Genomic DNA, 13,229 nt, shown 5'->3' with positions numbered 1-13,229 from the left:
TTTTTGCGACGCCGTCGACATAATAGTCAGAACCCATTCTTTTAGTGTTGCCTGTCACGAGGTAGAAACATGAATCCCATGAGAGCCCTTCGCCAATATCAGAAGGTCAATTCCCATGCCCAGGTCTCCGAGGCCAGTCCACACCGTCTGGTCCAGATGCTGATGGAAGGCGCGTTGGATCGCATGGCTCAGGCCAAGGGCGCCATGGCTCGTGGTGATATCGCGCAAAAAGGCCTGTTGCTGGGCAAGGCGATCGACATTCTGATCGGTTTGCGTGACGGCCTGAACCCGGAAAAAACCGATGATCCGGCCGCGTTGCAGCAACTGGATAACCTGTATGCCTACATGACCACGCGCTTGCTGGAAGCAAACAGCAAAAGCGATGTCGCCATGATCGACGAAGTAGCCGGCCTGATGATTACGCTTAAGGAAGGCTGGGACGGTATTGCAACGCTGTAGGCCTCTGGGCCTGAGGATGATGTCATGAGCCACGCCCTGCAACGGATTGACGAGACCCGCGAAGCCTTGGTCGATGCATTGGCCAAACGTAACTGGGACGCTATCGGCGAACTGGATTTGGGTTGCCGTGCGGTGATCGATGAGGCGCTCAATAATGCGCCGTTGGACGAAGACGCCCTGCGGGAAAAACTGGAGAGTCTGCTGGCGGTATATCAGCAGTTGCTTGAGGTAACGACGGGCGAGCGCCAGGCGATTTTCGAAGAGATGTCGCAGATCAATCGAGCGCAAAGTGCGTCAAAGGTTTACCATCTGTTCGGCTGAATGGGCTCAGTTAATCCGAACGGCGCGTCATATATTTGACTGTGCCAGCATTTTTGACTTAACTAGTGCTGTTTTCAGATTTCAGACGTCTAGTAATGTAAGAAGTCTTACAGGCGTCTAGATTGCCCTCACTCTGGGGCAGAGCGTTTTACTAGGGAAGTTGCTATTGCATGTGGCGTGAAACCAAAATTCTGCTGATTGATGACGATAGCGTCCGCCGCCGCGATTTAGCGGTAATTTTGAATTTTCTTGGCGAAGAAAATTTGCCCTGCGGCAGCCATGATTGGCAGCAGGCGGTCAGCTCGTTGTCATCGAGCCGTGAAGTCATTTGTGTGCTGATCGGGACGGTAAACGCTCCTGGCGCAGTTCTAGGCCTGTTAAAGACACTGTCGACCTGGGATGAGTTCCTTCCGGTGTTGCTGATGGGTGATATTTCTTCTGTGGACCTGCCGGAAGACCAGCGCCGCCGTGTGCTTTCCACCCTGGAAATGCCGCCCAGCTACAGCAAATTGCTCGACTCCCTGCACCGTGCCCAGGTCTATCGCGAGATGTACGACCAGGCCCGCGAGCGTGGCCGTCATCGTGAACCCAACCTGTTCCGCAGCCTCGTCGGCACCAGCCGTGCGATCCAGCACGTGCGCCAGATGATGCAACAAGTGGCCGATACCGACGCCAGTGTTTTGATCCTCGGCGAGTCGGGCACTGGCAAGGAAGTGGTCGCGCGCAACCTGCACTATCACTCCAAGCGCCGCGACGGACCCTTTGTGCCGGTCAATTGCGGGGCGATCCCGGCAGAGCTGCTGGAAAGCGAATTGTTCGGCCACGAGAAGGGCGCCTTTACCGGGGCAATCACTAGCCGTGCCGGGCGTTTCGAGCTGGCTAATGGCGGTACGCTGTTCCTCGATGAAATCGGCGACATGCCGCTGCCGATGCAGGTCAAGCTGCTGCGTGTACTGCAGGAGCGCACCTTCGAGCGCGTGGGCAGCAACAAGACCCAGAGCGTCGACGTGCGCATCATCGCCGCTACGCACAAGAACCTCGAAAGCATGATCGAGGTCGGCAGCTTCCGCGAAGATTTGTACTACCGCCTCAATGTATTCCCAATCGAGATGGCTCCGCTGCGTGAGCGCGTAGAAGACATCCCGTTGCTGATGAACGAACTGATTTCGCGCATGGAGCACGAAAAGCGCGGCTCGATCCGCTTCAACTCCGCCGCGATCATGTCGCTGTGCCGTCACGGCTGGCCGGGCAACGTCCGTGAGCTGGCCAACCTGGTGGAGCGCATGGCGATCATGCACCCCTATGGCGTGATCGGCGTGGTCGAGTTACCGAAGAAATTCCGCTACGTCGATGACGAAGACGAGCAACTGGTGGACAGCCTGCGCACCGACCTCGAAGAGCGCGTCGCCATTAACGGCCACACGCCGGACTTCGGTTCCACCGCCATGCTGCCGCCGGAAGGCCTGGACCTGAAGGACTACCTCGGTAGCCTGGAACAGGGCCTGATCCAGCAGGCTCTGGACGATGCCAACGGTATCGTCGCGCGCGCCGCCGAGCGCCTGCGCATCCGTCGCACGACCCTGGTTGAGAAGATGCGCAAGTACGGTATGAGCCGTCGAGAAGGTGATGAACAGGCGGATGATTGACGCCTGTTTTTCAAGTGACTGAAAAATAAGTCTATTATTTTAGGCACGGGTATTGCTACAGCCCTCGCAACGTTCCGTTTAACTGACGGTCAGCCAAGCGAGAGAGCATGATGCCCCACGCCGCCCAACTTTCTTCAGCCCCTGCTATCCCGGGGCTCGTTCCGTCCGCAGAGCCGCTTACCCGGCAGGGTCTTGAGCAGGCGTTCTCGCAGTTCAGCCAGATGTCGAGTCAACTGACTGACTCCTACAGCTTGCTGGAAGCCCGGGTGTCCGAGCTCAAAGGCGAGCTGGCGGTGGTGAGCGCTCAGCGCATGGAAGAGCTGGCCGAGAAAGAGCGTCTGGCCAACCGCCTGCAAAATCTCCTCGACCTGTTGCCCGGTGGCGTGATCGTCATTGATGAAATGGGCCATGTCCGCGAAGCCAACCCGGCCGCGCGCGACTTGTTGGGCGAACCGCTTGAAGGTGAACTGTGGCGCCACGTCATCACTCGATGCTTCGCACCGCGTGAGGACGACGGTCACGAAATCTCCCTCAAGGATGGTCGTCGCCTGTCCATCGCCACCCGCTCCCTGGACGCCGAGCCCGGCCAGTTGGTGCTGCTCAACGACTTGACTGAAACCCGTCACCTGCAAGACCAGCTGGCGCGCCATGAGCGTTTGTCGTCGTTGGGGCGGATGGTCGCTTCTTTGGCGCATCAGATCCGTACGCCGCTCTCGGCGGCGTTGATCTACGCCAGTCATTTGACTGATGAGCAACTGCCGGCCGCCACCCACCAACGATTTGCCGGCCGCCTCAAGGAGCGCCTGCACGAATTGGAGCACCAGGTACGCGACATGCTGGTGTTTGCCCGCGGCGAACTACCGCTGACCGACCGCATCACGCCGTCCGAGTTGCTGCAGTCGCTGCAATCGGCGGCGGCTACCCATATCCATGATGCCAATGTGCGCTGGCAGTGCGACAGCCACCTCGGCGAGTTGCTGTGCAATCGCGACACGCTGGTCGGTGCTTTGCTCAACCTGATCGAAAACGCCACCCAGGCCAGCGGCCCGGGTGCACGCCTCAAGGTGCACCTGTACAGCCGCGAGCAAACCTTGCGCCTGTGTATCAGCGACAGCGGCAGTGGCATCGACCCGGTGGTGTTGCAACGCCTGGGCGAACCCTTTTTTACCACCAAGACTAACGGCACTGGCCTCGGCCTGACCGTGGTCAAGGCGGTGGCACGGGCCCATCAGGGAGAATTGCAACTGCATTCCCGGTTGGGGCGTGGCACGTGTGCATTGATGACCTTGCCGCTGTTTTCCAGCGCGGCAAGCGCGGAGTAAAAGGACTATGGCTATCAAGGTTTTATTGGTGGAAGACGATCGCGCCCTGCGTGAAGCATTGGCTGACACGCTGCTGTTGGCGGGCCATGACTACCGGGCGGTCGGTTCTGCCGAGGAGGCCTTGGAGGCTGTTGATCAGGAGTCCTTCAGCTTGGTGGTCAGCGACGTGAACATGCCCGGGATGGACGGCCATCAGTTGCTCGGCCTGCTGCGCGTGCGCCAGCCGCAACTGCCGGTGTTGTTGATGACCGCCCATGGCGCCGTGGAGCGGGCCGTGGATGCCATGCGCCAGGGCGCGGCGGATTACCTGGTCAAACCGTTTGAACCCAAAGCCCTGATCGAGCTGGTCGCCCGGCATGCCCTGGGCGTGGTCTCGGCTGCCGAAGGCGAAGGCCCGATTGCCTTCGAACCTGCCAGCGCACAGTTGCTGGAATTGGCCGCCCGTGTGGCGCGCAGTGATTCAACCGTGCTGATATCCGGCGAGTCCGGCACCGGTAAAGAGGTGCTGGCACGCTATATCCACCAGCAGTCCGGTCGCGCCAAGCAACCCTTCATCGCCATCAACTGCGCGGCCATCCCCGACAACATGCTCGAAGCCACCTTGTTCGGTCACGAGAAGGGCTCGTTCACCGGCGCCATTGCGGCCCAGGCCGGCAAGTTCGAACAGGCCGACGGCGGCACCATCCTGCTCGACGAAATCTCGGAAATGCCCCTGGGTCTGCAAGCCAAGCTGCTGCGGGTGTTGCAGGAGCGTGAAGTGGAGCGCGTCGGTGCGCGCAAGCCGATTCAGCTGGATATCCGCGTGGTCGCCACCACCAACCGTGACCTGGCGGGCGAAGTGGCGGCCGGGCGCTTTAGGGAAGATTTGTTTTACCGGCTGTCAGTCTTTCCTCTGGCCTGGCGCCCATTGCGTGAGCGCCCGGCGGACATCATCCCGCTGGCCGAACGCCTGCTGAACAACCACGTCAAAAAAATGAAGCACGCTCAGGCACGGCTGTCGGCTGAAGCACAGGCCTGCCTGATCAGCTACCCATGGCCCGGCAACGTGCGGGAGCTGGACAACGCGATCCAGCGTGCGTTGATTTTGCAGCAGGGCGGTTTGATCCAGCCCCAAGACTTCTGCCTCGCCATGGGCAGTGGCGCGGCACCCTTGCCGAGCCTTGCGCCGTCGCCTGTGGCGGTTGCCGAAGCCGAGTCCGGCGGTGCGTTGGGTGATGACCTGCGGCGCCGCGAATTCCAGATGATCATCGACACCCTGCGTGCCGAGCGCGGCCGCCGCAAAGAAGCGGCCGAACGCCTGGGCATCAGCCCGCGCACCTTGCGCTACAAGCTGGCGCAGATGCGCGATGCCGGGATGGATGTGGAAGCCTACCTTTTCGCGACCTGACAACCGCGCCTTACAACTAGGCCGACAGGGTTTGTCGCCTTTTCTTACGAATCGCCACGGATCTGGCACCCTTGTTGCTACCACTCTAGTAACCGCTGCGTAGTGTCAAAAAATTGCGGGTCGTCGGAGAGAGAAGGTCATGAGCCAGGGTATTGAGTTCAATCGGTTGATGTTGGATATGCGCTCCATGCAAATGGATGCCATGGCTCAACCGAAATCCGTCGCGCCAGCGCCGGAATTGGGCCAAAGCAGTTTTGCCGACATGCTCGGTCAGGCAATCAACAAAGTCAGTGATACCCAGCAAGCCTCGAACCAGTTGGCGACCGCCTTCGAAATCGGCAAAAGCGGCGTGGACCTCACCGATGTGATGGTCGCCTCGCAAAAGGCCAGTGTTTCCTTCCAGGCCTTGACCCAAGTGCGTAACAAGCTGGTTCAGGCTTATCAAGACATCATGCAGATGCCGGTTTAAGGACGAGATTTAAGTCATGGCAGAAGCAGTCGTGGACAACGTACCCGCCAAGACAGACGGCAAGCCGCCGCTGTTTGGTTTGTCGTTCCTGGAAAACCTCTCCGAGATGACCATGTTGCGTCAGGTGGGCCTGATGGTCGGCCTGGCTGCCAGCGTGGCGATTGGTTTTGCCGTGGTGCTGTGGTCGCAGCAACCTGATTACCGCCCGCTGTACGGCAGCCTGGCCGGCATGGATTCCAAGCAGATCATGGAAACCCTGGCCGCCGCCGACATCGCCTACACCGTAGAACCCAACTCCGGTGCCTTGCTGGTCAAGGCCGATGACGTCGCCCGTGCACGCATGAAGCTGGCCGCCGCCGGCGTGACGCCGTCCGACAGCAATATCGGTTTTGAAATCCTCGACAAGGACCAGGGCCTGGGTACCAGCCAGTTCATGGAAGCCACTCGCTACCGTCGTGGCCTGGAAGGCGAACTGGCGCGCACCATCTCAAGCCTCAATAACGTCAAAGGCGCCCGCGTGCACCTGGCGATTCCGAAGAGTTCGGTGTTTGTGCGTGATGAACGCAAGCCGAGCGCCTCGGTGCTGGTGGAACTGTTTTCCGGCCGCTCCCTGGAGCCTGGCCAGGTTCTGGCGATCATCAATCTGGTGGCCACCAGCGTTCCCGAATTGAGCAAATCGCAAATTACCGTGGTCGACCAGAAGGGCAACCTGCTGTCGGACATGGCGGAAAATTCCGCGCTGACCCAGGCCGGCAAGCAGTTCGACTACAGCCGCCGCATGGAAAGCATGCTCACCCAGCGCGTGCATAACATTCTGCAGCCGGTGCTGGGCAACGACCGCTACAAGGCTGAAGTGTCTGCCGACGTGGACTTCAGCGCGGTCGAATCGACCTCTGAACAGTTCAACCCGGACCAGCCGGCCCTGCGCAGCGAGCAGTCCACCAGCGAACAACGCACCGCCAGCAATGGCCCGCAAGGTGTGCCGGGTGCCCTGAGCAACCAGCCACCGGCGCCGGCCTCGGCGCCGCAAACCACCGGTGGCGCCGCTGCGACCGCCGGTGCGATCCAGCCTGGCCAGCCATTGTTGGACGCCAACGGTCAGCAGATCATGGACCCGGCCACCGGCCAGCCGATGCTCGCGCCATACCCGGCGGACAAGCGTAACCAGTCGACCAAGAACTTCGAACTCGACCGTTCCATCAGCCACACCAAGCAGCAGCAGGGCAAAATCAATCGCCTGTCGGTGTCGGTGGTGGTCGATGACCAAGTCAAGGTCAACGCCGCTGACGGCGCTGTTACCCGTGCGCCGTGGAGTGCCGACGAACTGGCGCGCTTCACTCGCCTGGTACAGGACGCCGTTGGTTTCGACGCCAGCCGGGGTGACAGCGTCAGCGTGATCAACATGCCGTTCTCGGTCGAGCGTGGCGAAGTCATCACTGACCCTGCGTTCTACACGCAGCCGTGGTTCTGGGACATCGTCAAGCAAGTGCTGGGTGTGTTGTTCATCCTGGTGCTGGTGTTTGGCGTGCTGCGTCCGGTGCTCAACAACATCACCGGCCACGGCAAGAAGCAGCTTGCTCTTGCAGGAAGCGACGTCGAGTTGGGTGGCATGGGCGGCCTGGACGGCGAACTGGCCAACGACCGCGTCAGCCTGGGCGGCCCGCAAAGTATTCTGTTGCCAAGCCCGAGCGAAGGCTATGACGCTCAGCTGAATGCAATCAAGAGTCTGGTAGCAGAAGACCCGGGCCGTGTGGCTCAGGTCGTGAAAGAGTGGATTAACGCAGATGAATGATCGAGCCGCTGTTGCCAAGCTCACCAAAGTCGATAAAGCCGCAGTCCTGCTGCTGTCCTTGGGTGAGACCGACGCCGCACAAGTGCTGCGCCACATGGGCCCCAAAGAGGTTCAGCGCGTGGGCGTGGCCATGGCGCAGATGCGCAATGTGCACCGTGAGCAAGTCGAGCAGGTGATGAGCGAGTTCGTCGAGATTGTCGGCGACCAGACCAGCCTGGGCGTCGGTTCCGACAGCTATATCCGTAAGATGCTCACCTCGGCCCTGGGCGAAGACAAGGCCAACGGCCTGATCGACCGCATCCTGCTCGGCGGCAACACCAGTGGCCTCGACAGCCTGAAATGGATGGAGCCGCGCGCCGTGGCTGATGTGATCCGCTACGAGCACCCGCAGATCCAGGCCATCGTGGTGGCCTACCTCGACCCTGACCAGGCCGGTGAAGTGCTCGGCCACTTCGACCATAAAGTGCGCCTGGACATCATCCTGCGCGTGTCGTCGCTGAACACCGTGCAGCCGGCCGCGCTGAAAGAACTCAACACGATTCTCGAGAAGCAGTTCTCGGGCAACTCGAATGCCTCGCGTACCACCCTGGGTGGCATCAAGCGCGCGGCCGACATCATGAACTTCCTCGACAGCTCGGTCGAAGGCCAGTTGATGGACTCGATCCGCGAGATCGACGACACCCTGTCCGGCCAGATCGAAGACCTCATGTTCGTGTTCAACAACCTCTCCGATGTCGACGACCGTGGCATCCAGGCGTTGCTGCGTGAGGTGTCGTCCGACGTTTTGGTACTGGCCCTCAAGGGCTCGGACGAAGGTGTCAAAGAGAAGATCTTCAAGAACATGTCCAAGCGCGCGTCCGAACTGTTGCGCGACGACCTGGAAGCCAAAGGCCCGGTGCGCGTCAGCGACGTGGAAACCGCCCAGAAGGAAATCCTCACCATTGCCCGCCGTATGGCCGAAGCCGGAGAAATCGTTCTCGGCGGGAAGGGCGGCGAAGAAATGATCTAAGGCGCTTCCCATGTCGAACAAAGATGAGACGCCCAGCGATCTGATTCGCGCGCGGGATGTCGGCGGGTTCGACATCTGGTCGTTGCCCAGTTTCGACCCGCATGTGCCGGTGCCGGAACCAGAGCTGGTCGAAGAATCGCCTGCGCAAATGGAAGAAGTGCCGCTGGATGAAGTCCAGCCACTGACCCTTGAAGAATTGGAAGCCATCCGTCAGGAGGCCTACAACGAAGGTTTCGCAGCGGGTGAAAAAGACGGTTTTCGCAGCACCACGCTCAAGGTGCGCCAGGAAGCCGAAGAGGCCTTGAGCGTCAAGCTGGCCAGCCTGGAACGCTTGATGGGCAGCCTGTTCGACCCAATCGCCGAACAGGATTCGCAACTGGAAAAATCCATGGTCGGCCTGGTTGAGCACATCGCTCGCCAGGTGATCCAGCGCGAGCTGTTGCTCGAGTCCAGCCAAATCGAAAGCGTGATGCGCGAAGCTCTCAAGCTGCTGCCCTTGGGTGTTGGCAATGTGCGGTTGTACATCAATCCCCAGGATTTCGAACAGGTCAAAGCCCTGCGCGAGCGCCATGAAGAAACCTGGCGCATTGTCGAGGACGCGGCGTTGCAGCCCGGTGGTTGCCGCGTCGAGACCGAACACAGCCGCATCGATGCCACGGTGGAAACCCGTATCAGCCAGATCATGGCCAAGCTCTTCGATCAACTCCATGAACAGGTCTTGCACCCGGCCGAGCCAGACTTGAGCGTGGACCTGGACGCCCCCGATGCGCCTTGATCGCACCAGTTTCGCCAAGCGCCTGAGCGGCTACGCCGAGGCCACCGAGTTGCCTGGCCATCCCATTCTTGAAGGGCGCCTGTTGCGCATGGTCGGCCTGACCCTCGAAGCCGAAGGCCTGCGCGCCGCCATGGGCAGCCGCTGCCTGGTGATCAACGACGACAGCTACCACCCGGTGCAGGTCGAAGCCGAAGTGATGGGCTTTTCCGGCAGCAAGATTTTCCTGATGCCGGTCGGCAGCCTGGCGGGCATCGCCCCCGGTGCCCGTGTGGTGCCGCTGGCCGATACCGGCCGCCTGCCGATGGGCATGAGCATGCTCGGCCGAGTGCTGGACGGCGCCGGTCGCGCGCTGGACGGCAAGGGCGGCATGAAGGCCGAAGACTGGGTGCCGATGGACGGCCCGACCATCAACCCGCTCAATCGCAACCCGATCAGCGTGCCGCTGGACGTGGGCATTCGCAGCATCAACGGTTTATTGACGGTCGGTCGCGGCCAGCGTCTGGGCCTGTTTGCCGGTACTGGCGTGGGTAAGTCCGTGCTGCTCGGCATGATGACGCGCTTTACCGAGGCCGACATCATCGTGGTCGGGCTGATCGGTGAGCGGGGCCGTGAAGTAAAGGAATTCATCGAGCACAGCCTCGGTGAAGAAGGCCTCAAGCGCTCGGTGGTGGTGGCGTCCCCCGCGGACGATGCACCGCTGATGCGCTTGCGCGCCGCGATGTACTGCACGCGCATCGCCGAATATTTTCGCGACAAGGGCAAGAATGTCCTGTTGCTGATGGACTCGCTCACGCGTTTCGCCCAGGCCCAGCGTGAAATCGCCCTGGCCATCGGTGAACCGCCTGCCACCAAAGGCTACCCGCCGTCGGTGTTTGCCAAGCTGCCCAAGCTGGTGGAACGCGCCGGTAATGCCGAGGCCGGGGGCGGCTCGATAACGGCGTTCTACACCGTGTTATCCGAAGGCGATGACCAGCAGGACCCGATTGCCGACTCGGCGCGGGGCGTGCTCGACGGGCACATCGTGCTGTCGCGGCGGCTGGCGGAGGAGGGGCACTATCCAGCCATCGATATCGAAGCATCGATCAGCCGGGTGATGCCGGCCGTGGTCACGCCGGAGCACATGGCCCGCGCGCAACATTTCAAACAGCTGTGGTCGCGTTATCAGCAGAGCCGCGACCTGATCAGCGTCGGCGCCTACGTGGCCGGTGGCGATCGCGAAACCGACCTGGCGATTGCCCTGCAACCGCAACTGGTGACTTACCTGCGCCAGGGCCTCAACGACAAGATCAGCATGGGTGAAAGCGAAGCGCACCTGGGCTCGATCTTCGCCCCGGCGCCAGGCGGCTAAGCCATGGCCAGTACCCGTTCGTCGCGCCTCGCGCCGGTGGTGGACATGGCTGAAAAAGCCGAAAAAGCCGCTGTCCAGCGCCTGGGTTACTTCCAGGGCCAGGTACGCCTGGCGGAAAGCAAGCTGGGCGACCTGGAGCGTTTTCGTGGCGAATACCAGCAGCAGTGGATCGACCGCGGCAGCAAGGGCGTTTCCGGCCAGTGGCTGATGGGCTACCAGGGCTTTCTCAACCAGCTGGAAACTGCCGTTGGCCAGCAGCGCCAGAGCCTGGCCTGGCACCAGAACAACCTCGATAAAGCCCGCGAGAGCTGGCAGGCGGCATTTGCCCGTGTGGAAGGTTTGCGCAAGCTGGTGCAGCGCTATATCGACGAAGCGCGGGCGATTGAAGACAAGCGCGAGCAAAAGTTGCTCGATGAGCTATCACAACGTCTTCCCCGTCAATCGCCGTACTAACGGCCACCACCGGCCCACTGTGGGAGCCGGCTTGTGTGGGAGCCGGGCTTGCCCGCGATGCAGGCGATGAGGTGTACCAGTGACACTGCGGTGATGCTATCGCAGGCAAGCCAGCTCCCACACAAGCCAGCTCCCACATTTAGTACTCGATGTTGCTCACTTCTGGTTCACCTGCTAAACCTTGTTGCACATAGCCAATGACAAGGAAGCAGTCGCATGTCAGTTGAGTCAGAAGTATCCCTGGATGGGACGAAGTTGACGATTACAGTCAAGGGCCGATTCGATTTCGGTAGCCACCAGAAATTTCGCGAGTCGTACGAGCGCTTCTACAAGGTGCCCGAGGTCTACGTGGTGGACTTGAAAGACACCACCTACATGGACAGCTCGGCCCTGGGCATGCTGCTGCTGTTACGTGACCATGCCGGTGGCGATACTGCCGAGGTGCAGGTGGTCAACAGCAACTCCGATGTGCGCAAGATCCTCGGTATCTCCAACTTCGACAAACTGTTCGACATCAGTTGAGCAGCCTGGCCCCCGTCCTTGAACCGCTGACGATCCTGATCGCCGAAGACAGTGCCGCCGATTTGCTGTTGCTGTCGACCATCATCCGGCGTCAGGGCCATCAGGTGCTGACGGCGACTGACGGCGCGCAAGCCGTCGACGTGTTTGCCCGCGAGCGCCCGCAGCTGGTGTTGATGGATGCACTGATGCCGGTGATGGACGGCTTCGAAGCGGCGCGCCGAATCAAACAGCTGGCGGGGGAGGCGCTGGTGCCGATCATCTTTCTCACCTCCTTGCGTGAGAGTGAAGCCCTGGCCCGGTGCCTGGACGCCGGGGGGGATGATTTCCTGCCCAAGCCTTACAACCCACTGATCCTGGCAGCCAAGATCAATGCCATGGACCGTCTGCGCCGCCTGCAGGCCACGGTCCTGCGCCAGCGTGACCTGATCGCCAGGCACCACGATTACCTGCTGCATGAGCAGCGGGCGGCCAAGGCGGTGTTCGATAAGGTGGCGCACTCCGGCTGTATCAACGCGGCGCCGAATATTCGCTACCTGCAATCGCCCTATGCGCTGTTCAACGGCGACCTGCTGTTGGCGGCGTATACCCCGTCGGGTGACATGCACGTGCTGCTCGGCGATTTCACCGGCCATGGTCTGCCCGCAGCCGTCGGCGCCATGCCCCTGGCGGAAGTGTTCTACGGCATGACGGCCAAGGGGTACGGCCTGGCGCAAACCCTGCGGGAGATGAATGCCAAGCTCAAGCGTATTCTGCCGGTGGACATGTTCTGTTGCGCCACACTGATCTGCCTGAGTGCCCAGCGGCGTGTGGTGGAGGTGTGGAACGGCGGCATGCCCGAAGGCTATGTGCATGAGGTCGCCACGGGCAAGCGCACACCGTTGGTATCGCGGCATCTGCCGTTGGGCGTGCTGTCGGCCGAGGCGTTTGATGACAGCACGGAAGTCTGGCCCATGGTCCTGGGCGACCGGGTATTCTTACTTTCCGATGGCGTGCTGGACACCGCCGACGCCAATGACCAACTGTTCGGTGCCGAGCGCTTGCAGCAGGTGTTCGCCACCAACCGCAAGCCTGACCGCCTGTTTGAAGATATCGAACAGGCCCTGGCGGCATTTCGGGGTCAGGCGCGGGATGACGTCAGCATGGTCGAGATCACCTTGCAGGCCGGCCAGCCGCTGCGTGCGGCGGAGCCCATGTATGCCGACAGCGGCCAGTCGAGCCCGCTGGACTGGTCGGTGAGTTTCGAATTTCGCGCGCAGACCCTTAAAAGCTACAACCCGCTGCCGTATTTGCTGCAATTGCTGCTGGAGATCCATGGCCTGCGTGAGCAGAGCGGGGCGCTCTACAGTGTGATGGCCGAGCTGTATTCCAACGCGCTGGAGCATGGCGTGCTGGGGCTGGATTCGCGACTCAAGCGTGATGCACGGGGTTTTGCCGAGTATTACCACCTGCGCAATGAGCGCCTCGTGCAATTGAACAGTGGTTATGTGCGTGTGCACGTGCTGGTGGTGCCGACCCCCATGGGTGGCAAAATGACGCTGCGCATCGACGACAGCGGCCCCGGGTTTGACGTGGAGCAGGTGCTGGCGCGCCCGCTGGATGTCGACCGTCTGTCTGGCCGCGGTTTGAGTCTGGTGCGCCAACTGAGCAGCGATGTACGCTGGTCGGATGGCGGGCGCAGTGTCTGCGTGGAGTTTTGCTGGGGGGCTCTGGCATAATCCGCCGATTC

Annotated in this window: 13 protein-coding genes; all 13 read left to right on the top strand. The window is 61.1% G+C overall.

Annotation, left to right across the window (positions count from 1 at the left end; genetic code table 11):
- Window positions 1-69: 69 nt before the first annotated feature.
- A complete protein-coding gene (gene fliS, locus A7J50_RS20610; RefSeq protein WP_053257313.1) occupies window positions 70-459 on the top strand; it encodes a flagellar export chaperone FliS in 390 nt (129 codons plus the stop codon).
- 24 nt (window positions 460-483) lie between these two features.
- Window positions 484-780 (top strand): hypothetical protein, encoded by a 297-nt coding sequence (locus A7J50_RS20605; RefSeq protein WP_064453466.1) that lies wholly within the window; start codon window positions 484-486, stop codon window positions 778-780.
- A gap of 170 nt (window positions 781-950) precedes the next feature.
- On the top strand, window positions 951-2,426 hold the full coding sequence (locus tag A7J50_RS20600) for a sigma-54 dependent transcriptional regulator (protein WP_064453465.1): 1,476 nt from the start codon (window positions 951-953) through the stop codon (window positions 2,424-2,426).
- Window positions 2,427-2,536: 110 nt separating this feature from the next.
- A complete protein-coding gene (locus A7J50_RS20595) occupies window positions 2,537-3,748 on the top strand; it encodes a sensor histidine kinase (RefSeq protein WP_064454989.1) in 1,212 nt (403 codons plus the stop codon).
- Window positions 3,749-3,755: 7 nt separating this feature from the next.
- Window positions 3,756-5,135 carry a sigma-54-dependent transcriptional regulator gene (locus A7J50_RS20590; RefSeq protein WP_064453464.1) on the top strand — a complete coding sequence of 460 codons (1,380 nt, stop codon included), beginning with the start codon at window positions 3,756-3,758 and terminating at the stop codon, window positions 5,133-5,135.
- A 139-nt stretch (window positions 5,136-5,274) separates the two neighbouring features.
- The gene (gene fliE, locus A7J50_RS20585; protein ID WP_016972029.1) at window positions 5,275-5,604 is read left to right on the top strand and encodes a flagellar hook-basal body complex protein FliE; all 330 of its coding nucleotides are present in this window, start codon (window positions 5,275-5,277) and stop codon (window positions 5,602-5,604) included.
- Between the two features lie 16 nt (window positions 5,605-5,620).
- A complete protein-coding gene (gene fliF, locus A7J50_RS20580; RefSeq protein ID WP_064453463.1) occupies window positions 5,621-7,396 on the top strand; it encodes a flagellar basal-body MS-ring/collar protein FliF in 1,776 nt (591 codons plus the stop codon).
- Window positions 7,389-8,405: a flagellar motor switch protein FliG gene (fliG, locus tag A7J50_RS20575; protein ID WP_053257308.1), complete on the top strand. Its 1,017-nt coding sequence runs from the start codon at window positions 7,389-7,391 to the stop codon at window positions 8,403-8,405. Before fliF ends, fliG begins: the two co-directional genes overlap by 8 nt.
- A gap of 10 nt (window positions 8,406-8,415) precedes the next feature.
- Window positions 8,416-9,180, top strand: a complete 765-nt coding sequence (gene fliH, locus A7J50_RS20570) for a flagellar assembly protein FliH (RefSeq protein WP_064453462.1) — start codon at window positions 8,416-8,418, stop codon at window positions 9,178-9,180.
- Entirely contained in the window at window positions 9,170-10,528 is a 1,359-nt protein-coding gene (gene fliI, locus A7J50_RS20565; protein ID WP_064453461.1) for a flagellar protein export ATPase FliI, read from the top strand. Before fliH ends, fliI begins: the two co-directional genes overlap by 11 nt.
- A gap of 3 nt (window positions 10,529-10,531) precedes the next feature.
- On the top strand, window positions 10,532-10,981 hold the full coding sequence (fliJ, locus tag A7J50_RS20560) for a flagellar export protein FliJ (protein ID WP_064453460.1): 450 nt from the start codon (window positions 10,532-10,534) through the stop codon (window positions 10,979-10,981).
- A 216-nt stretch (window positions 10,982-11,197) separates the two neighbouring features.
- Window positions 11,198-11,503, top strand: coding sequence for an STAS domain-containing protein (locus A7J50_RS20555; RefSeq protein WP_064453459.1), 306 nt, complete (start codon window positions 11,198-11,200; stop codon window positions 11,501-11,503).
- Complete coding sequence (locus A7J50_RS20550; RefSeq protein WP_064453458.1) at window positions 11,500-13,218, top strand: fused response regulator/phosphatase; 1,719 nt, start codon at window positions 11,500-11,502, stop codon at window positions 13,216-13,218. The genes A7J50_RS20555 and A7J50_RS20550 overlap by 4 nt, the downstream gene beginning before the upstream one ends.
- Window positions 13,219-13,229 lie beyond the last annotated feature (11 nt).

This window comes from Pseudomonas antarctica (genome assembly GCF_001647715.1).
In the GTDB taxonomy this organism is placed as follows: domain Bacteria; phylum Pseudomonadota; class Gammaproteobacteria; order Pseudomonadales; family Pseudomonadaceae; genus Aquipseudomonas; species Aquipseudomonas antarctica_A.
The sequence above is the reverse complement of the archived record's forward strand: the minus strand, read 5'-3'. Positions and strand labels throughout refer to the sequence as shown.